Here is a 19,796-nt window from a genome sequence, read left to right as displayed (position 1 = left end):
AGCTCGCCACCCGCTACCGAGCCGGACTCCAACTCGCCTCACTCATCCTCTGGCTCCGCCAACCAGCGACATGATCATTGTCAGACACACCCTAGTGACCTGAGTCGGAGACTCGCCCTTTGATCAGATATGAGTCGTCCAGGTTCGAAGATTCCTCCGTTGTCGGTTACCGATGCCCAGCGGGCTGTGCTGGAGAGCTGGTTGCGTCGTCGGCCGACGGCCCAGGCTCCGGCTCAGCGGTCGAGGATCGTGCTGGAGTGTGTCGGCGGACACTCGATCACGGAGGTGTAGCGCCGGCTCGCGATCACCGCAGACACGGTCCGCACCTGGCGGCGGCGGTTTCTGGAACACGGCCCGGCCACGACTACGTCCACGCCGGCACGACCACCCTGTTCGCGGCCCTGGAGGCCGCCACGGGCAAGGTGATCGGCTCCCCGCACCGGCGGCACCCGGCCGTGGAGTTCAAGAAGCTCCTGGCAAGCCTTCAGCGCTCCTGGATTCCGATCTCTGGTGTTGCGGGATTGACGGTGCTACGAGCGTGTCCTACCCATTCGCCAAGAACTCGTCGAACGTACGCGGCGCATGCCCGGTTAGCTCCCGCACCGCCGTCGTCACCTCAGACATCGCGCCAGCTGCCATCTCTGCGTAGAGCCGCAGAAGGTCATCTACGAACCATCCGGGCAACCCCTGTGCCTGTAGACCCTCAGCCGCCTCCCGAGGGGTCAGATCACGGAAGGGAATGGCGAGCTTGGCGGCGATCTCCTCATGCGTCAGCGCCTCCGGCCCGGTGAGCGCATAGGTTTCGCCGCCTCGGAGCGGGGCTGTCAGCAGCACTGCGGCACAGGCGGCGACGTCGTAGGCATCGATGTACGCCACATGTCCCGCACCGTACGGACCTTCCAGGGCACCGCTGTGGGTGAAGCCGCCCTCGCCGGTGAAGAAATTCTGCATGTAGCCGGTGGGCTGAAGTGACGCCCACCGCAGGCCAGACGCCTTGAGGTACTGCTCGATCTCCCAGTGCGCGCGTACGGACAGCTTCGCGTCCGGGCCGGGTTGCCACGCCGATATCTTCACCACCCACGAGACCCCGACAGCCCGTGCCGTGTCGATGACGCCGGTCTGCTGCCGGACCATCGGCTGCAGCCCATCCACGGGAAGCGCGCCGCCGCTGTTGAGCAGAAGACGGTCAACGCCCTTCAGCGCGGACATCATCGACACCGGATCGTCGAAGTCCCCGACCGCGAACTCGCAGTCCAGCTCCTTGCCCTTGCGTGCGTCCCGCACCAGCGCCCGAAAGGGCACGTCCGCCTCCGCAAGCGCCCGTACCAGGTACCGGCCAATGGTGCCGGTCGCACCCGTCACAAGAATCATCCTGTTCCCCCACTGCCCGAGAAGGCTTCAAGAGTCCTCGCCGACACTACCGGAGGGTTCATCCGCTTATCGAGTCAAGGGACGCACCACCGAGCATGTTCATACCGCGCTCAGAGACATTCGTCGGAGCACCTCAGTGGCCGGCCGACTTGACGGCCAGCCGGCCGCCCCGCGTTTCCGGCCACGTCACTACCGTCATTTCTCATCGAGATTCACACGCCAATTGATCACCAAGTGACTCCGGAGCCCTTCGACAAACGCTGTTCCCAGAGATGAACGTAGCCAACCGGCGGACGCTCGACGCCACACAGGACCAGTGGCCCCGGATGCACGAGAAGACGGCGACGAAGCTCCGCGCGCTGGAGACCCGCCTCGGCTCGTTCTACGCCGGCGACGTGCGCACGTACCTGCGCGAAGAGGTCCCCGAGCAGGCGCCCGTCGTCATGTTCCCGCCGTTCTACAGCGGGGACTACACCAGCCAGTTCGCGAGCATCGACGCCGCGTTCGACTGAACGGAGCCCGACTTCGGCGAGCTGACCGAAGATGGCAAGGAAGAGATCATCCAGCAAGTGCAGGACCGGCCCCACTGGGTGTTGGGCCTCCACATCGAGCGGCCCGAGCCCGTGTCCGGCGATCTTGCGAAGGACGTGGGCGTCGGCGTCGGCGTCGGCGTCGGCGTCGGCGTCGGCGTCACATGACGAACTCGATGAAGATTCGCCCCACCGCACAGCCCCCTGAGCCCGAGCCGGAATTCGTGAGCAAAGCCGGATGAAGGACATCCGGTCCGGATCCTCTCTCTCCAGCCCGGCCGCCTGGTGCACGAGGACCTGACGGCCGACGACTTCGTCCGCCTCATGGACGTGGCGATGCGGCACCGCCGGGTCCTGTTCGGCGACCCGACAGAGTGTCCCGCCTCACCCACCTCGACCGCGCAACCGGCCGCGTCATACGCCGCTACGAACGTGAAAAGCCCGGCGAACTCGTCCACGCCCGACGCCGCACGACCTCGGCCGCGCCTCCTGTCCTGCACCCCGGCCGATCTCGTGGCCACCACCGCCGAGACCTCAACAACCAAGGGCAGCCGTTAAATTGACACACCCGTAGCTGCGCGGGGCCGTTGCGTCACTCGCCGGCGAGTACAGCACCGGCCCGGTACGCGCACGCGATCAATTCGCTGCCCGACAGCCCGTGAGCGGCGCTCCGTGTGAGCCTGACCTCTTGCAGCGCAGGGCCACTGCCCGCCGCGTTATCCGTCGCGGTCGAGAGGAGTGGCGTTGTCGTACGACTCCCGGGCGTCAAGCAGTTCGTCCCAGTGTTTCTCCGTCCAGGCGCAAGCGACTGCTATCGGTTGGAGCATGCTGCGGCCCAGCGGCGTCAGTTCGTACTCGACACGCGGGGTGGCCTCGGCGTAGACGGTGCGCTTGACCAGGCCATCTCGTTCGAGAGACCGCAGCGACTGGGTCAGGACCTTGGGGGTGACGCGGCTCAGCGGCACGCGCAGCTCGGAGAACCGGCGCGGCCTGTGCTCGAGACAGCGGATGATGAGCGCTGCCCACTTGTCGCCGAATCGGATCGGATTGAGCGAGGACGGGCACAGTTCGTCGAACATGTCGGCGGGCAGCGGTTCCCTCATAGCCTCACCCTAGCCGGTATCCCAGTGGTAACCGGGGCCCTCGATAGTGTCCGAGAACTGGCTGGGGTGCACGGGCTCCGGCCCTGGTGAGAGGCGGTTCGTCATGAACATTGTGGTCTTCGGCGCCGGCGGCCGGGCAGGGCGGCAGGCTGTCGCGGAGGCGCACCGACGCGGACACCAGGTCACTGCGGTGCTACGCGACCCTGCGGGCCACAGCGACCTGACCGACGTGCGGGTCGTGGCGGGCGACGTCACGGACACGGCGAGCATCGAGCATGCGGCCGCCGCGCATGACGCCGCCATCAGTGCCGCCGCGGACCTGTCCGTGCCGCCACACGAATTCTTCACCGCGTCGTCCCGCGCCTTGACCACCGGCCTGGCCAACGCGGGCGTACAACGCCTCGTGGTGGTCGGGCTCGCATCGGTTATGCCCGGTGCGTCCGGCACTCCACTGATGGACGAGCCCGGCTACCCGAACGAGTACCGCTCCTTTTCCCTCGGCCACGCGGCGGGCCTCGACGAGCTGCGGAGGTGTGACCTGGACTGGGCGTACGTGGCCCCGGCGGGCGACTTCGACCACCAGGGAACGCGCACTGGTCGGTATCGGATCGCTGAGCATGGCGACCTGGCCAGCCGGATTACGTACGCAGACCTGGCGATCGCACTGATCGACGAGATCGAGGCGCCCCGCCATCACCGGGCCGCCGTCAGCGTGCGCGAGGCGTGACACCCGAGGTCCACGACAGCCTGGGGCGCGGGATGCCGCTCCAGTGGAGCGGTCAAGCCGGTGGTTTCGCGGCGCCACCGGTTCTCGCGGCGAGTTCGGCGAGTTCGGTGAGGCTGGGGATCCCCAAGAAGACGGGCGCGCTCCTTGTCCGACGCGGGCGTCATTCCGATGAACGGGTCTGATGGTGGGAGTTGGGCCTGATGATTACAGGGAGATCAAGGTCAACAACGCTGGGGCCGGAGGGGTGCCGGTCAAGCTGGGCGAGTTTCTCCTCAGCTCCGGCGAGGCCGACCTTGACCCCCTCGACCTCGCCGAGCCGGCCTTCGCGTTCGGCCTCGGAGATGCGGGCGATCAGGAGCAGTCGACTGCGAGGGTCGCGACCGCAGCGCCGCAGGGGCAGGCCCGGTTGAGCCCTTCGTTGCCGGTCGGCCCGCAGCACCCCGCGCTGTTCTCTCAGTTGGGCAACGGCTGAAGGCCAACAGCGTCCTCGGGGTTCACCAGTGCTGTGTCCGGGCTGCCCGTCGAGATGACGAACCCCTCTTCGTTGCAGACCCGAGGCCCGTGGACTGCGCCGGCTTCGGGTTCTCCTGATCGTCCTGCGGGACATAGGGAGGTCCCCAGGGCTCGGGGTCGATCGCGTAATGACCCCGTTGGACGGTGGACCCTGCCCGACGTATCTTCTTGTCCTGGTCCCGCATGCTGTCCGAGACGTCGGAGACTGCGGCGAGCTCGACAAGCTCCGACGTGATCGCGGTGCCGCGCCTGGAACAGAGGAAGACGGTCATCCCCTCGTTGTAGTACTCAGAGGAGTTGCTGCGCATCCTCATTTCCTTTCGGCGGCGGCTGTCCTCTGACAGGTGATCTTGACCGTGCGCCAAGCGAGTCTGACCGGTCAGAGCAGGTGGGGATGCAGGGCGACTTTGTCTGCTTCGACATGGATCTCCACCCAGGCGCAGTGGATGCCGGCGGGGGAGGCGAGCCGAGGTCGAACAGCACCTGCGAGTCGCCCAGATCGAGGACCGTGGCGCCGTCCTCGATGAGCCGAAGGCGCCCGCGGAAGACGACCCGGGTGGCCTCCTGGCGGATTCCGGGTTCGGGAAGCGTGGCTGGCCACGTGTTCTGGCCGCAGTGGATGTCCTCGTCGACGGTCCATTCGATGTAGTGCCGACCGTCTGCTTCCTGCGGATCGCCATGCCACCGCACCACAGCGCTTCCGATGGGTGAGTGGACCTGGACCATCAGCGGTCGCCGGGGAGCCTGCGGCGCCTTCTCAGTGTGAACCAGCACGTCTTCATCATCCACGGTCCAGCCGGTCCAGGTCCGGGCGGCCTGGGCACAGACCGGTCAAATGCTTGCGCGTAAAGGAGCAGATTCTCCTGATCGTTCATCAATCGCCACAGCAGCCACCCAGCTGCCGGTCATGCTCTTCGGCTGCCGGCACGGGCAGCGGCGCCTCAACCCCCAGCTGGGTCCACTTGGCGCCGACCGACCGCAGTACGTGCTCCAGCGCGTCCATCACCACGTCCTTCGACCGCCTCGTGTTCAGGCGGATCCAGATCAAGTCCGCTATGGATAACACGAGTTGGGGGTCGGTGACAGCACGTCGGCCCAATCGTCGATTACGAGACCTCGTCCAGGGTGAGAGAGCCGATGGAACCCACCGGCATGATGTTCCTTATAACACTGCCGAACACCACGTTCCGGCGTGTGGTCGAACTCGTCGACGAAGGATCGGAGCCTTGCGGCGAACGAGGGGTTTCGATCCGGGAATGGCCCGGTGCGGCGACCAAATCCCGCTCGTCCAGTTCGTACGGCTCAGCCGCTGCCAACGGTCTGCAGGCGAGCACCGGCTCGCCACGACTCAAAACCGCGGCCCGATTGTCTCCTGTTTACAGCCTGCAAGAGAGCCCACGCTGCCGAATTCCCTAACTCCGGACCCACCAGCCCTCCTTGCTCACTTTTACTCCCGAAGACATCGGTACTCAGCATGTTCCACTTGTCGGCGACCTGCCGCAGGTTGCCCTTGTTCCAGCGTGCGTCCCGTTTGATCAGTCCGGTCGCATCGAAGCCTTTGTTCCTCCTAGGGCGTCGATCTCGAAGCCGTCGCTGGCGGCAACGTGCCACCGGAAGACTGACGGAGCGTCAGCTGGCTCTCGTCGACCGTCGGTTGCTCGCCCCACGCATACCGCGCTGCCATCGCCCCGGCCAGGCACGATGCAACACGCTTTTAATATTAAATCCAAGGTTGAACCGTTGCCCTCACTCGGTGCCGGATGACAGATTGCGTTGCGCACGAGGTTTCCACTGCCCGGGGTCGGGGCGCTCGCGGATCATCACGCGGGTCTGCCCGACAGCAGCGCGCGGCACCCAGGCACCGCGACAACCATCGTGGCGCGGCGCTGCGCCACCTACACGTACGGCGTTGTACGACACCCCGCAGACCAGCGAAGTCGACCCACCCTGACTCCGTGACGGACAACGGCCCGGCCCAGCCGGACCGTGAAAGGCGATGTCGGTAGATGACTAGCAGTGAAAGCTCAAGACTCTCCCGCCGGATGCTTCTTCGGACCACCGCGGCGGCCGGCGCCGGGGCGGCCGCGACGGTGATCCATCCGGGCGCCGCCTCGGCAGCGCCCGCGACACCCCTGACCGACCAGGACCAGCCGTCCGCCGGGCAGCAGAGGGGGCCCATCCCCACCCCGGCGGAGTACTTCGGAACTCCGATCGGAACCGACGGCTTCCTGGCTCAATGGAACAAGATGCTCCCGTACTTCCAGCTGATCGGTTCTCGCAGCGACCGGGTGAAGTACGAAGAGATAGGCAAGACCACCCTGGGATATCCGTACGTCCTGCTGACCATCAGCTCTCCGAAGAACCTGGCCAATCTCGACAAGCTGGTCGCCACCAACGCCAGGCTGGCCGACCCCCGAGGGCTGTCCGAGGCCGAGGCGAAGAAGCTGGCCACCAAGGGCAAGCCGTTCTACTACGTGCAGGCCGGGATCCACTCGACCGAGGTCGGCAACTCCCAGGCCGCCATCGAATGGGCCTACCGGCTGGCGACCGAGAATTCCGACTACATCGAGAAGATCCTCGACAACCTGGTCATCCTGCTCCAGCCGTGCCAGAACCCGGACGGACTCGTCCTCGTCAACGACTACTTCGCCGCCACGGCCGGCACCAGCTACTCACGCACCTACCCCGACCTGTACAACAAGTACACCGGCCACGACGACAACCGTGACTGGATCATGCTCACCCAGATCGAGAGCAGATACAACGTCTCGATCCTGAACAAGTACCGGCCCCACGTCTTCCAGGACTCCCACGGCGCCGGCGCCAACGCCCCCCGGCTGTTCACGCCGCCGTACCTGTCGCCGTACGACCCCAACATCGACACCATCCTGGTGCAGCAGACCAACACGGTGGGCCTGGCGATGCAGCGGGGGATGACCGTGGCCGGCATGAAGGGCCACGGCTGGGGCTCGACGTACGACTACTGGTCCCCGTCCCGGCAGTACTGCGCCTACCACGGCGCGGCGCGCATCCTGACCGAGGCGGCGGCAGCATCCAACCTCGCCTACCCCAATGTAGGCACGAAGCCGCTCGGCCAGCAGACCACCGACATCAACTTCATCGAGCCGTACGACTCCAACACCTGGACGTTGCGCAACATCATCGACCGGGTCTCGCAGGCCTTCTACTCGGGCCTGGAGGCGGTCGCCTACGACACCTACAACTGGCTCTACAACTCCTACCGCATCGGGGTCAAGGCGGTCACCCGGACCAGCCCGTACGCGTATGTCATCCCGGCCGGGCAGCGTGACCCGCAGTCCGTCCGCGACGCCCTGGAGATCTTCCACCTCGGCGCGGTGGAGATCCATGAGGCACGGGCCGCGTTCACCGCCGACGGCAAGCAGTACCCTGCCGGGTCGTACATCATCTATCTGCGGCAGCCTTACGCCGGGTTCGCCAAGACGCTGCTGGAGGTGCAGAACTACCCGCAGTTGCTGCAGTACCCCGGTGGCCCGCCGCAGCGACCGTACGACACCACCGCGCAGACCCTACCGATGCTGCTCGGTTTCGAGGCCGCCTTGATCGAGGCGTCCTTCTCGGCCGACGCCAAGCTGCTGAGCTCCGTCAGGCCCGCGGCGGTCGCCACGCCGTCCACACCACCGCGCGGCGGGGCGTACGCGATCGGACCGGAGTCCTACGGGGTGTTCCGGATCGTCGCCGCGCTGCAGAAGGCGAACATCCCCACCTTCCGTGCCGCCGCCCCGTTCACCGACGGCGGCCGCACCTTCCCCGTCGGCACCTTCCTCGTCCCGCCGTCATCGGCGGCCCAGGAGCTTCTGCGCACCCAGTCGAAGAGCACCGGCATCCCGGTGTCCGCCGTCGGCGCGGTGCCGGCCGTGGCCGGTGTCCAGCTCAAGCCGGGCACGAGGATCGGCCTGCTCAAGCCCCCGGACAACATGCCGTCCGGCTGGCTGATGTGGACGTTCGACCAGTACGGGGTGGACTACTCGGTCGTGGAGGCGGGCGACTACGCCGACCTCGCCGGCAAGTACGACGCCATCATCATGCCGGACGGGGTCAGCAAGAACTCCATCGTCAACGGCCTGAGCTCGACGACGTACCCGCCCGAGTGGGCCTGGGCGTTCGGTGTCGGCACGACCGGCTGGAACCAGCTGCACGACTTCGTGACCGGCGGCGGCACGCTGGTCACCTACGGCAGCGCGACCGCCACCGCCCAGTCGCTGTTCAGCCTGCCCATCACCTCCACCCTGCCCAGCGGCTCCAACTCGGACTTCTACTGCCCGGGATCGCTGCTGAGCCAGGAGTTCGACACGGACAACCCGGCGGCCTGGGGCGTGCCGGCGAACAACCCCGTGTGGTTCGTGTCGAACGACGCGTACAAGCTGACCAGCACGAGCACCTACCCGGTGGATGTGATCGCCAAGTACCCCGACAGCGATGATCAGTTGGAGAGCGGCTGGCTGATCGGCGGCGAACACCTCAACAAGGCGGTCAACGGGCTGTCCTGGACGATCGGCAAGGGTTACGTCGTCACCTTCGGCAGCGAGATCGGGTTCCGCACCTGGAACCGGTCCGAACAGCGGATGCTCTTCAACGCCGCGTACTACGGGCCGTCGACGAAGCTCACGGCCGACCAGTTCAAACGCCTCGGAAAGTAGATCGCGTGGTGGGGACGGGTCCTCCCGCCCCCACCACCGGCCAATCCCGGCCGGACAGAGAGGAAGAACCGGTTGTACCCCGACGATGGGACCTGGACCAGCTCGCTGACCCACCTGGAGTGTGGACGGTGCGCCGAGCGGTACGACGCGGATGTGCCGCAGAACGTGTGCCGCTGTGGTTCGCCGCTGCTGGCCCGCTACGACCTCGACCAGGTCCGAGCCTCGGTCAGGCCACAGGACATCGCGTCGCGCGGCACGGACCTGTGGCGGTACCGGGAGCTGCTGCCGGTACGGGATCCCGCGAACGTGATCACCCTCGGCGAAGGCTGGACACCGATCGTGCCGCTGGCCGGGTACGGCAGGCGGATCGGGGTACCGGGCCTGCTGGCCAAGGACGAGGGAATGTTGCCGACCGGCAGTTTCAAGGCGCGGGGCGCGGCGGTCGGCGTTTCCCGGGCGCATGAACTGGGGGTGCGACGCCTGACGCTGCCGACCAACGGCAATGCCGGCGCAGCCTGGGCCACCTATGCCGCGCGGGCCGGCACGGACTGTCTGGTGGTGATGCCCGAGGACGCTCCGCAGGTGACCCGTAAGGAGTGTCTGGCGGCCGGCGCTCGGGTGTACATGGTGGACGGTCTGATCGGCGACGCCGGTCGCATCGCGGCGCAGGCGGTACGGGACGGCTGGTTCAGCGCCGCGACGCTGCGCGAGCCCTACCGCATCGAGGGCAAGAAGACGATGGGTCTGGAGATCGCCGAACAGTTCGGCTGGCGGGTGCCGGATGTCGTGGTGTACCCGACCGGTGGCGGCGTGGGCCTGATCGGTATCCGCAAGGCGCTCGACGAGTTGGCCGCGCTGGGTTGGATCACCGGGCGGCTGCCCCGGTTCGTGGCCGTGCAGTCCAGCGGCTGCGCGCCGATCGTGCGGGCCTTCGAGTCGGGGGCCGAGACCGCCCAACCGTGGCCGGCGGACCAGGCACGCACTGTCGCGTTCGGTATCAACGTCGCCGGCGCGCTGGGCGACTTCCTCATCCTGTCCGCGCTACGGGACAGCAAGGGCACGGCGATCGCCGTCGACGACCGCGACATCCTTGAGGAGCAGGTGGCCTGTGCGACGTCCGACGGTGTGCTGATGTGCCCGGAGGGGGCGGCGACGCTGGCCGCGGTACGCCGGCTGCGCGCCGACGGGTGGCTTGACGGGGACGAGGAAGTCCTGGTGCTCAACACCGGCAGTGCGGTCAAGTACGCCGACACCCTGCGGGTCGGCCAGCCGCCCCGCCTGCGACGCGACGCGGACCTGCCGCCGGAGGCCTCCGCGGCTGAAACGACCGGCACGACCCACGGCTGTCGGACACCGCGATGACGGAGTCGCCGAGCGTGGACGGTCCGCTCGCCCGGTCACCCGCCGACACGCGGCCGGCGATGGTGCAGCTGCGCGGGGTACACAAGTCCTACGGCAGTGTCGAGGTGCTCAAGGGCGTCGACCTGACGGTGGCCCGCGGTGAGGTGGTCGCCGTCATCGGCCCGTCCGGTGGCGGCAAGAGCACCATGCTGCGCTGTGTCAACCTGCTGGAGCCCGTGACCTCCGGCCAGGTGCTGCTGGAGAACGAGGACCTGACGGGGCCCGGCATCGATCTGAACAAGGTGCGCCGGCGCATCGGCATGGTGTTCCAACAGTTCAACCTCTTCCCGCACCTGTCCGCCGTCGACAACCTCACCCTGGCACCGCGCAAGCTGCTGCAGATGCCCAAGGACCAGGCGCGGGAGCGGGCCACCGCGTTGCTGGCCCGCGTGGGGCTGGCCGACAAGGCCGACGCGTACCCGAGACAACTGTCGGGTGGGCAGCAGCAGCGGGTCGCCATCGCCCGCGCGTTGATGATGGACCCGCACGTGATGCTGTTCGACGAGGTGACCTCCGCACTGGACCCGGAGCTGGTCAGCGAGGTCCTCGACGTGATGCGTGACCTCGCCCGCTCCGGGATGACGATGCTGTGTGTCACCCATGAGATGGGCTTCGCCCGTGAACTCGGCGACCGCCTGGTGTTCATCGACGGTGGCGTGATCGCGGAGCAGGGCCGCCCGGCCGATGTGCTGGACCGGCCCCAGAACGACCGTACCCGCCACTTCCTGCGCAAGGTTCTCAGATAGCCCGCCCGGGCGGGCAGAAGGAAGTTACGTCTTGAGATCGAAATTCGGCACTGTCATCGGTGCGGCGATGGTCCTGGTCCTCGCCGCGGGCTGCTCCTCTTCGCCCGACGGGTCATCCTCGTCCAGCGCCGCCTCCGGCAGCCCCGTGGACGTGGGGGCGCCGCTGCCCGACGCGGTGAAGAGCAAGGGCAAGCTGACCGTCGGCGTCAAGTGCGACTACCCGCCGTTCGGATACATCGACGAATCGTCGAAGAACGCGGGCTTCGAAATCGCCATCGCCCACCAGATGGCCTCCTACGCGTTCGGCGACCCCAACGCGCTGACCCTGACCTGCGTGACCGGATCCAACCGGGTGTCGTTCCTGACCTCCAAGCGCATCGACCTGATCGAAGCGACGATGAACTACACCCCGGAACGCGCCCAGACCATTGACTTCTCCACCCCCTACTTCGACAGCGGCGTGAAACTGCTGGTATCCAAGAACTCCCCGATCACCTCGTTCGACCAGTTGGCCGGCAAGTCGGTCATCAGCATCTCCGGCGCCACCGCCAGCCTCTGGCTGACCCAGTGCATGAAAGACGTCAAGCAGGCGCTGTTCACCGAGACCAGCCAGGCACTGACCGCGCTGAACCAGAACCGCGGCGTCGCGTTCGCCCAGGACGACACCCTTCTGCTCGACCTGGCGGCGAAGAACCGCGACCTCAAGGTCGTCGGCGAGGCCAAAGCCGACAGCCCCTGGGGAATGGGCGTCCGCAAGGGCGACGCGCAGATGCTCGCCTGGGTCAACGGCGCCCTCGCCCACATGCAGCGGACCGACTTCTTCTGGACCGAATTCCAGAAGACCGTCACCGACCCCTCCGTGCAGAAGCAGTTCGCCAAGTACGTGCCCCGCCCGGGCAGCGAGCTGACCTATCCGTCCGGCTCCACCATGCGGTGCTGAGCATGTCCGACGCCTCCGGCTACCACTTCGACCCGGGCTTCATCGTCCAGCATCTCGACGAGCTCGGCACCGGTCTGCTGCGGACGCTGGCGATCAGCGCCATCGGCATGGCCGGTGCCCTGATCGTCGGTGTCCTGCTCGGCGCGATCAGCACGCTCCGCATACCGGTCGCCCGGCAACTGATCACGGTCTACGTCGAGGTGTTCCGCAACACCCCACTCCTGGTACAGATCTTCTTCCTCTACTTCGCGCTGCCCGAAACCGGGCTGCAACTCGACGGCTTCACCGTCGGCTGGCTGTCACTGCTCCTCTGGGGCGGTGCCTACAACGCGGAGAACTTCCGCGCCGGCTTCGAAGCCGTCGAAGGCGGCTACGTCGAAGCCTGCCGAGCCCTCGGCTTCCCCCGCCTGGCCGCCTTCCGGCACGTCACCCTCCCCCTCGGCGCCCGCGTCGCTCTGCCGTCGGTCACCAACATCCTCATCTCCGTCTTCAAGAACTCATCGTTCATGGTCGCGATCAGCTACCCGGAACTCACCGAAACCGCCGTCAACATCGTCGCCGTCACCTTCCGGGCGTTCGAGATGTTCCTCGCCATCGGCGTCGTCTACCTGGGGCTGGTCTGGCTCATGTCACTGGGCGCCGGAGCCATCGAGCGTCGCTTCGCGATAGCAGGAGGACACTGATGCCCCCATGGGTCGGACCCGTAGCCGGCTACCTCGCCGACGGCCTGCGCGAAACCGCCCTGCTGGCCCTGGTCAGCGTCGCCGCCAGCCTGCTGGCCGGAACCCTGCTCGGCGCCGTACTCACTCTGCCCAGCAGACCGGTCAGGGCGGTGGCACGGGCCTATGTCGAAATCTGGCGGGGCCTACCGATCATCATCATCCTGTACTTCATATTCTTCGTCCTCCCCATCATCGGCGTACTGGTGAACACCTTCATCGCCGCCGCCATCGGACTGTCCCTGTGGGGCAGCGCCAACATGGCCGAAGTCGTCCGCGGCGCCGTCCTGTCGGTACCCCGGGGGCAGGCCGAAGCCGCCGCGGCGCTGGGCTTCTCCTGGACCGGACGCATGCGGCACGTCCTCCTGCCCCAGGCCGCCCGGCGGGCACTCCCCCCACTGATCGGACTCGTCGTCAACCTCACCCAACAGACCTCACTGGCTGCCGTTATCGGACTGCTCGACATCCTCGAAGCATCACAACGCTCCATCGAACGACTCACCCTCTCCGGCGGCTCCTCCCACGCGGTACCGATCCTCGGCGCCGTACTCGCCGTCTTCTTCGTCATCTGCCTGCCACTGACGATGCTGTCCCGCTGGTACGAGCGCAGACTTCACTGACGCGCGCCCGGCCGCGCCGTAGCCACTCCGGGGAAGTACCGTGCTCGGTAGACATCTTCACGGAGAAAGGGGGGGCTCCCGCGACCATGACCGTCCCACGCCACACCTTGCTGAACGCCGCCTACGACCACCTGCGGGCCGCCATCCTCGAGGGCTCCCTCACCCCAGGCTCCCGCGTCACCGTCCGCCCCCTGACCGAACAACTCGGCCTCAGCCCTACCCCCATCAAGGCCGCCCTCGCCGCACTCGAACGCGAAGGCTTCCTCATCTCCGTTCCGCACCGCGGCTACTTCGTCCCCGAAGCCACCACCGACGACCTGCTGGAACTGTACGAGCTGCGGGAGGCCCTCGACGGGATCGCCGCGCGCCGGACGGCCGGGGCCCCCGATCGTGACCGGATCGCCGCCCAGCTGGGCGAGCTGCTGGAAAAGCAACGCAAGGCCATCGAGGCGAACAACCTGCACTCCTATGGGGAATTGGACCTCGCGTTCCACCGCCTCATCTGGGAAGGCTCAGGCAACCGACGCCTCATCCCCATCGCGGAGAACCTCATCGCTCAGGTGCGCCTGGGCAACCGTCTCTCCGCACGGGCGCCCGGCCGGCTGCCGGTCGCCATCGACGAGCACGAGGCCATTCTGGAGGCGATCCGGAAGGGCGACTCGCGCGCCGCGGAGCGGCACATCCGCCTCCACGTCCGTGAAGCGGGCCAGGCGCTGCAGCGCTACCTCGAGGTACGGAGTGCGGCGGAGCAGTCGTGACTTCACGCCACAGGTGCGCGGTCAAGCGGCGAACTGGCGGCCGGGCGAACCGGGGTCGGTAGCGCCTGGTCCCCCTCGTCTCGGCCCGGTACGCCCGACCAGCGCGGTGCCCGCGCCCGCGCCCTGGTCTCGGCCGCAGCGGTCTCCGCCCTGCTATGAGCTTGACCCCGGCGGGATTCTCGCAGCTGTCGAGGCCGGCCGCTGACGGCCCGCCAGGACTTCAGTCGGGGATCCCATCCGGAGTGGTGGGTGGACCGGGACGAAGCTGTCACCGTCACCACGGCCGTATGCCGGCGCGACCGTCGACGGGCCAGTGGCCCGGTCGCGATCAACGCGGGACTCCACGGCGCCGGCGGCTTCGGCAAGACCACACCGGCCAAGTACGTAGCCGCCCATCGCACGGTGCAGCGCATCACGACCGATCAGTGGCATGCCCGCCACCTCGACGTCCGATCTGTTCCAGATGTCGAAGTTCAACGGAGCGTGGTCAGTACCAAACCAGCACGGGAGTCAGCACCGCACCGCCAAATCACCCCGAATGACGCATCCTCGACGCCGCCCACTCCGCTGTCGATCGTGCCCGTGCCGCGGGCCCTGGCTGCCTGACATGGGTCGCACGCGCACACTGCGGGTCCGAACTATGGTGTCCCGCCACATGGGCCCCTGACCTGGGCATTCCTACGGTGTGGCGACACAGCAACCATCCCCAGACCGCTCGGAAGTGGTGACCATGGCTGCCTCGGCATCCGCTCCCCCAACGCCCAGCTCCCTCAAGCGCATCGTCGCCGCCAGCCTCATCGGCACGACCATCGAGTGGTACGACTTCTTCCTCTACGGATCCGCCGCCGCGCTGGTGTTCAACAAGCTGTTCTTTCCCGACTCCGATCCGCTCGTCGGGACACTGCTTTCCTTTCTCACCTACGCTGTGGGCTTCGCCGCGCGGCCGCTCGGCGCGTTGGTGTTCGGGCATTACGGTGACCGGATCGGGCGCAAGAAGCTGCTGGTGCTGAGTCTGCTGATGATGGGCGGGGCGACGTTCGCCATTGGGCTGATGCCCACGCACGCCACCATCGGTACGGCGGCGCCCGTGCTGTTGACCGTGTTGCGGCTGATTCAGGGGTTCGCGCTCGGTGGTGAGTGGGGCGGGGCCGTGCTGCTCGTGTCCGAGCACGGGGACGCCGAGCGGCGGGGGTTCTGGGCCTCGTGGCCGCAGACCGGGGCGCCGGCCGGGCAGTTGCTCGCCACCGGGGTGCTGTCCGCGCTCACCGCGCTGCTCTCGGACGCGGCCTTCGCCTCGTGGGGCTGGCGCATTCCGTTCCTGCTCTCCGGCGTGCTGGTGATCGTCGGCCTGTGGATCCGGCTCTCCGTCGATGAATCACCGGTCTTCAAGGAGGCGTTGGCCAGGGCCGAGGAGCGGAAGGCCGCGGACGCCGGGGCCGGCACGGAGAAGATACCGCTCGTCGCCGTCCTGCGGCACCACTGGCGGGATGTGCTGGTGGCGATGGGCGCGCGGATGGCCGAGAACATCAGCTACTACGTGATCACCGCCTTCATCCTGGTGTACGCCACGACCTCGGCGGGTCTGAGCAAGCAGACGGCTCTCAACGCCGTGCTCATCGCCTCCGCCGTGCACTTCGCGGTGATCCCGGCCTGGGGCGCGCTGTCGGACCGGATCGGGCGCCGGCCCGTCTATCTGATCGGCGCCGTCGGCGTCGGTGCCTGGATGTTCCCGTTCTTCGCGCTGATCGACAGCGCGAGCTTCGGCAATCTGCTCGTGGCCGTCACGGTCGGTCTGGTGCTGCACGGCGCGATGTACGCGCCGCAGGCGGCGTTCTTCTCGGAGATGTTCGCGACCCGGATGCGCTACTCCGGCGCCTCGATCGGTGCGCAGTTCGCCTCGGTCGCCGCCGGTGCCCCGGCGCCGCTCATCGCCACGGCGCTGCTCGCCGACTACGACAGCTCGACGCCGATCTCCCTGTACGTCATCGCCGCCGCGCTGATCACCGTCGTCGCGATCGTGTGCGCCCGGGAGACCCGCCATCGCGATCTGGCCGATGTCGAGGCGGAGCCGGCCCGGACAGGGGTGCCCGCGCCGCGGCGGGCCGATGACTCCGGTTCCCGTATCAGCGGAGTCTGAGGGGCGCTGTCGGAGGCGGTCGTACGGTGAAACTCCCCTTTCACCGTAGGACCGCCTCCGACATGGCGTGCAGCCGCAGCGCCAGTTGGATCTCCAGGGCCCGCGCCGGTGACTGCCAGTCGGGGCCGATCAGCCGGGAGACGCGTTCGAGCCGCTGGGCCACGGTGTTGACGTGGACGTGCAGTTCGTCCTTCGTACGGGCCGGGCTCATCCCGGACGCGAAGTAGGCGCCCAGGGTGCGGACGAGGTCCGTGCCCCGGCGCCGGTCGTAGGCGACGACCTCACCGATGGTGCGGTCCACGAAGCCCTCGATGTCGCGGCTGTCGGCGAGCAGCAGACCGAGGAAGCCGAGGTCCTGGGCGGCCGCGCCGTCGCCCGAGCGCCCGAGCAGCCGCAGGGCGTCGAGGCAGCGCCGGGCTTCCGCGTACGCCTCCGCTATCGCACCCGGACGCGCGGCGGGCGCCTCGACGACCGAGGACGCGCCTACGGTGACGGGCTCACGCAGGGCGCGGCCGAGTTGTCCGGCCGTACGTCTCGCCAGATCGGCCGCGGTGTCGCCGGGGGCGAGCGGCAGCAGCAGGACCGTGCCGCCGTCGCGGGTGGCGGCCAGGCCCTGCCCGGTCGCCGCGAGATGGGACGCGGCGGACCACAGGCGGCGCCGGTCGGCGGTCTCCCGTTCGGTGGCTCCCGAGGCGCCGGCCGTGCCGGGGACGGGGCCGTCGATCCGGGCGGCCAGCACCACATGCGGGGCGTCGAGGTCCGCACGAAGCCGCACGGCCCGTTCACGCAGCAGACGCGGATCGCGGTCGGGTGCGTCGAGGAGGTCGTCCAGCAGCTCGCCCCGTACCCGTTGTTCGGCTTCCCCGGCGGAGCGGCGGGCGAGCAGCAGCAGGGAGGTGACCATGGCGGCCCGCTCCAGGGTGCGTTGGTCGACGGGGTCGAGGCCGGGGTGCCCGCGCAGGACGAGCGCGCCGAGCAGTTCGCCGCCGGCCGATACGGCGGCGCCCCAGATCTCGCCGTGGCGCTTGGCGCGGCCCGCGGTGCCGGTCAGTTCCAGCGCGGTCACCGAAGGGGAGTCGGGGTGCGCGAACTTGACTGTGCCGTCGAGCACTTCGGAGAGCGCGCTCGCCACGTCATGGACACCCCCGCCGCGCAGCACCAGTTCGGTGAGCCGGTCGTGCACGTCCGAGGCGCGTTCGATGACCGCGCTGTGCTCCTTGATGATCCCGTTGGCCTTCTCCAGCTCGGCGAGCGCCGTCCGGGTCTCCCCCAGCAGATTCGCGGTGTCGATGGCGACGGCGGCGTGCGCGGCGAACGAGCCGAGCAGGGCGATCTGTTCGCGCTCGAAGACCCGGGCATGGCGGTCCGCGGCGAAGAGCACACCGATGACCTGACTGCCGAGCATCAGCGGGACGCCGAGGATGGCGACCAGCCCCTCGTCCCGTACACCGGAGTCGATGGACCTGGTGTGCTGGAAGCGCGGGTCGTCGAAGTAGCTGTCGGTGACGTAGGGGCGTGCGGTCTGGGCGACGAGCCCGCCGAGTCCCTCCCCCATGCCCAGGCGGAGCTGCTGGAAGCGCGCCGATACCGAGCCCTCGGTGACCCGCATGTACGTGTCGCCCGCTGCCGGGTCGTTGAGGCACAGATAGGCGACCTCCGTACCGAGCAGCGAACGCGCGCGCTGGACGATCGCGCGGAGCACGGCGTCCAGATCACGCAGCCCCGCCAGGTCGTGCGCGGTCTCGAAGAGCGCCGACAGCTCGGCCTCGCGGCGCCGTCGCTCCGCGAGCTCGGCCCGCACCCGCAGGGCGAGCCGCTTGGCGTGCTCCAGCGCGGCGAGCGCCTCCGGCCCGGCGCCCTCGGCACGGGCCAGCAGCGCGGGCCGGTCGTACGCCTCCGCCGCGGCGCCGCGTGCGAGGAGCTCCAGGTAGGAAGCCTGATCGTGGGGCATGGCATGGGACATGGACACAGGATTACCCGCCTTACGGCCGACCGCGCCAGCCCTGTGGACAACGGATGCGATGTGGAAAACTCGGCCCCCCGTCCGGGCCACCCGCTGCCCCCGTCCGGGCCGCCCGCTCCCCCTCCCAGGCCACCCCACCGTCCCTGTCGGACCACGCGCCGTCCCGCCCGAGGTCAGTGCGCGGTCCAGCCACCGTCGAGCGTGAGCGAGGTGCCCGTGATGAACGACGCGTGCGGGGTGCAGAGATAGGCGACCGCCTCGGCCACCTCGTCCGGTTCCAGAAGCCGCTTGAGCGCGGAGTCCTGGAGGAGGACATCGGTCACGACCCGCTCCCGGGGAATGCCGTGTGTCTCCGCCTGGTCGGCGATCTGCTTCTCGACCAGTGGCGTGCGCACATACGCGGGGTTGACGCAGTTGGAGGTGACTCCGTGCGAAGCGCCTTCCAGGGCAGCGGTCTTGGAGAGTCCTTCGAGGCCGTGTTTGGCCGCCACATAGGCCGACTTGTAAGCGGAGGCGCGCAGCCCATGTACGGAGGAGATATTGACGATCCGGCCCCAGCCCTGGCCATACATGTGCGGGAGCGCGCCCCTGATCAGCCGGAAGGGCGCCTCCAGCATGACCGTCAGAACGGTGTGGAACACATCCGGCGGAAAGTCCTCGATGGGGCGGACCAGTTGCAGTCCCGCGTTGTTGACCAGGATGTCGGTGCCCCGCCCCGCGCGCTCCGCCGCGTCGAGATCGGTCAGATCGAGGACCTGCGTCTCGACCGCTCCCGGCAGCCCGTCCGCCTCCCCGGCCAGGGAGTCGAGACCGTGACCGTCCCGGTCCACGGCTCTGACCCGGGCTCCCGCCGCCGCGAGTCGCAGCGCGCAGGCCCGGCCGATGCCGCTCGCGGCGCCGGTGACCAGCGCGGTGCGGCCCGCCAGATCGAGAGGGAGGCAGCCGGGGACAGCGGCATCGGAGGCGGGTACGGGACGGTCGGCGGTGCGGGACCCCGGCGTACGGGGGCCCGGAGCCGGTACGGGTACCGGTGTGGTGGGCGCGGTCATATTCCGCACCTTAAGGAGCGGCGTCGGCCCCGACCGATATGGTCAGCGCCCACACTTCACTCCGAAGTGGTGGGTTCGAACCATGTGGGTGCATCGGTGAGCGCCTGCTTGATCCGGAAGAGCGCGAACTCCTCCAGCGCGGGCAGCGCGTCCACGGCGAACCACCCCACGTCCAGCGACTCGTCGTCGTTGACCCGCGCCTCACCGCCGACCGCGCGGCAGCGGATGGTGATGTCCATGTACTGGCACTCGTCACCATTGGGGTAGGTGACCGGCTTCAGCGCCTGGACGAGCACGACCCGCTCCGCCACACACCGCACGGCGGTCTCCTCGTACACCTCGCGCACCGCCGTGAGCGCGGGCTGCTCCCCCGGCTCCGGGATCCCGCCGATGATCGACCAGCGCCCGGTGTCGACGCGCCGCCCGAGCAGTACACGCCCCTCGTCGTCGAAGACGATCGCGCTGACGCCTGGCAGCAGGAGGAGCTGGTGTCCGGCGGTGGCCCGGATCTCTCGGATGAAGTCAGGGGTTGCCATGCTC

General features: G+C 68.3%; 19 protein-coding genes and 2 pseudogenes. 13 read left to right on the top strand and 8 right to left on the bottom strand.

Translation table 11 applies throughout. The features are described from left to right. Positions 1-543: 543 nt before the first annotated feature. Entirely contained in the window at positions 544-1,371 is an 828-nt protein-coding gene (locus ACIRQP_RS18190; protein ID WP_403890655.1) for an SDR family oxidoreductase, read from the bottom strand. Between the two features lie 272 nt (positions 1,372-1,643). On the opposite strand from ACIRQP_RS18190, the pseudogene ACIRQP_RS18185 reads away from it, so the two are divergent. Both ACIRQP_RS18185 and ACIRQP_RS18180 read left to right on the top strand, forming a co-directional pair. Further along, positions 1,644-2,069: pseudogene (locus tag ACIRQP_RS18185) on the top strand (hypothetical protein). A 188-nt stretch (positions 2,070-2,257) separates the two neighbouring features. Then, a pseudogene (locus ACIRQP_RS18180) lies at positions 2,258-2,362 on the top strand (IS481 family transposase); the annotation flags it as partial. Between the two features lie 255 nt (positions 2,363-2,617). Here the strand turns inward: ACIRQP_RS18180 and ACIRQP_RS18175 are convergent. Then, on the bottom strand, positions 2,618-3,004 hold the full coding sequence (locus ACIRQP_RS18175) for a winged helix-turn-helix transcriptional regulator (RefSeq protein ID WP_403890652.1): 387 nt from the start codon (positions 3,002-3,004) through the stop codon (positions 2,618-2,620). A 103-nt stretch (positions 3,005-3,107) separates the two neighbouring features. On the opposite strand from ACIRQP_RS18175, the gene ACIRQP_RS18170 reads away from it, so the two are divergent. Both ACIRQP_RS18170 and ACIRQP_RS18165 read left to right on the top strand, forming a co-directional pair. Then, on the top strand, positions 3,108-3,731 hold the full coding sequence (locus ACIRQP_RS18170) for an NAD(P)-dependent oxidoreductase (RefSeq protein WP_403890649.1): 624 nt from the start codon (positions 3,108-3,110) through the stop codon (positions 3,729-3,731). Positions 3,732-3,975: 244 nt separating this feature from the next. After that, on the top strand, positions 3,976-4,203 hold the full coding sequence (locus ACIRQP_RS18165) for a hypothetical protein (protein ID WP_403890646.1): 228 nt from the start codon (positions 3,976-3,978) through the stop codon (positions 4,201-4,203). A 22-nt stretch (positions 4,204-4,225) separates the two neighbouring features. On the opposite strand, the gene ACIRQP_RS18160 is transcribed toward ACIRQP_RS18165, so the two are convergent. The 3 genes from ACIRQP_RS18160 to ACIRQP_RS18150 all read right to left on the bottom strand — a co-directional run bounded on the left by ACIRQP_RS18160 (position 4,226) and on the right by ACIRQP_RS18150 (position 5,292). Next, positions 4,226-4,552, bottom strand: a complete 327-nt coding sequence (locus ACIRQP_RS18160; RefSeq protein WP_403890644.1) for a hypothetical protein — start codon at positions 4,550-4,552, stop codon at positions 4,226-4,228. Then, positions 4,533-5,033: a hypothetical protein gene (locus ACIRQP_RS18155; RefSeq protein ID WP_403890641.1), complete on the bottom strand. Its 501-nt coding sequence runs from the start codon at positions 5,031-5,033 to the stop codon at positions 4,533-4,535. The genes ACIRQP_RS18160 and ACIRQP_RS18155 overlap by 20 nt, the downstream gene beginning before the upstream one ends. An 85-nt stretch (positions 5,034-5,118) precedes the next feature. Beyond that, positions 5,119-5,292, bottom strand: a complete 174-nt coding sequence (locus ACIRQP_RS18150; protein ID WP_403890638.1) for a hypothetical protein — start codon at positions 5,290-5,292, stop codon at positions 5,119-5,121. 994 nt (positions 5,293-6,286) lie between these two features. Between ACIRQP_RS18150 and ACIRQP_RS18145 the strand changes: the two genes are divergently transcribed. The 9 genes from ACIRQP_RS18145 (at position 6,287) to ACIRQP_RS18105 (ending at position 16,244) form a co-directional block, all read left to right on the top strand. Further along, positions 6,287-8,923 (top strand): M14 family zinc carboxypeptidase, encoded by a 2,637-nt coding sequence (locus tag ACIRQP_RS18145; RefSeq protein WP_403890635.1) that lies wholly within the window; start codon positions 6,287-6,289, stop codon positions 8,921-8,923. A 72-nt stretch (positions 8,924-8,995) separates the two neighbouring features. Next, positions 8,996-10,285 (top strand): threonine synthase, encoded by a 1,290-nt coding sequence (locus ACIRQP_RS18140; RefSeq protein ID WP_403890633.1) that lies wholly within the window; start codon positions 8,996-8,998, stop codon positions 10,283-10,285. Beyond that, positions 10,282-11,070: an amino acid ABC transporter ATP-binding protein gene (locus tag ACIRQP_RS18135; protein WP_403890630.1), complete on the top strand. Its 789-nt coding sequence runs from the start codon at positions 10,282-10,284 to the stop codon at positions 11,068-11,070. Before ACIRQP_RS18140 ends, ACIRQP_RS18135 begins: the two co-directional genes overlap by 4 nt. Before the next feature lie 31 nt (positions 11,071-11,101). After that, positions 11,102-12,010 (top strand): transporter substrate-binding domain-containing protein, encoded by a 909-nt coding sequence (locus ACIRQP_RS18130; protein WP_403890628.1) that lies wholly within the window; start codon positions 11,102-11,104, stop codon positions 12,008-12,010. Between the two features lie 2 nt (positions 12,011-12,012). Next, positions 12,013-12,693 (top strand): amino acid ABC transporter permease, encoded by a 681-nt coding sequence (locus ACIRQP_RS18125; RefSeq protein ID WP_403890625.1) that lies wholly within the window; start codon positions 12,013-12,015, stop codon positions 12,691-12,693. After that, the gene (locus tag ACIRQP_RS18120; RefSeq protein WP_403890622.1) at positions 12,693-13,349 is read left to right on the top strand and encodes an amino acid ABC transporter permease; all 657 of its coding nucleotides are present in this window, start codon (positions 12,693-12,695) and stop codon (positions 13,347-13,349) included. The genes ACIRQP_RS18125 and ACIRQP_RS18120 overlap by 1 nt, the downstream gene beginning before the upstream one ends. An 86-nt stretch (positions 13,350-13,435) precedes the next feature. Beyond that, positions 13,436-14,107: a GntR family transcriptional regulator gene (locus tag ACIRQP_RS18115; RefSeq protein ID WP_403890619.1), complete on the top strand. Its 672-nt coding sequence runs from the start codon at positions 13,436-13,438 to the stop codon at positions 14,105-14,107. A 249-nt stretch (positions 14,108-14,356) separates the two neighbouring features. Then, entirely contained in the window at positions 14,357-14,713 is a 357-nt protein-coding gene (locus ACIRQP_RS18110; RefSeq protein WP_403890617.1) for a hypothetical protein, read from the top strand. Between the two features lie 124 nt (positions 14,714-14,837). After that, positions 14,838-16,244 carry an MFS transporter gene (locus ACIRQP_RS18105; RefSeq protein WP_403890614.1) on the top strand — a complete coding sequence of 469 codons (1,407 nt, stop codon included), beginning with the start codon at positions 14,838-14,840 and terminating at the stop codon, positions 16,242-16,244. A 40-nt stretch (positions 16,245-16,284) separates the two neighbouring features. Here the strand turns inward: ACIRQP_RS18105 and ACIRQP_RS18100 are convergent, their stop codons facing one another. From ACIRQP_RS18100 to ACIRQP_RS18090, 3 genes are all read right to left on the bottom strand, one after another. Then, a complete protein-coding gene (locus tag ACIRQP_RS18100; RefSeq protein WP_403890611.1) occupies positions 16,285-18,207 on the bottom strand; it encodes a helix-turn-helix domain-containing protein in 1,923 nt (640 codons plus the stop codon). Between the two features lie 173 nt (positions 18,208-18,380). Beyond that, a complete protein-coding gene (locus tag ACIRQP_RS18095; RefSeq protein ID WP_403890608.1) occupies positions 18,381-19,256 on the bottom strand; it encodes a 3-hydroxybutyrate dehydrogenase in 876 nt (291 codons plus the stop codon). 56 nt (positions 19,257-19,312) lie between these two features. After that, the gene (locus ACIRQP_RS18090; RefSeq protein WP_403890605.1) at positions 19,313-19,792 is read right to left on the bottom strand and encodes an NUDIX hydrolase; all 480 of its coding nucleotides are present in this window, start codon (positions 19,790-19,792) and stop codon (positions 19,313-19,315) included. Between the last annotated feature and the right edge of the window lie 4 nt (positions 19,793-19,796).

Source organism: Streptomyces sp. NPDC102274, assembly GCF_044766385.1.
In the GTDB taxonomy this organism is placed as follows: Bacteria; Actinomycetota; Actinomycetes; order Streptomycetales; family Streptomycetaceae; genus Streptomyces.
This window is presented reverse-complemented; position numbering and strand designations above follow the sequence as displayed.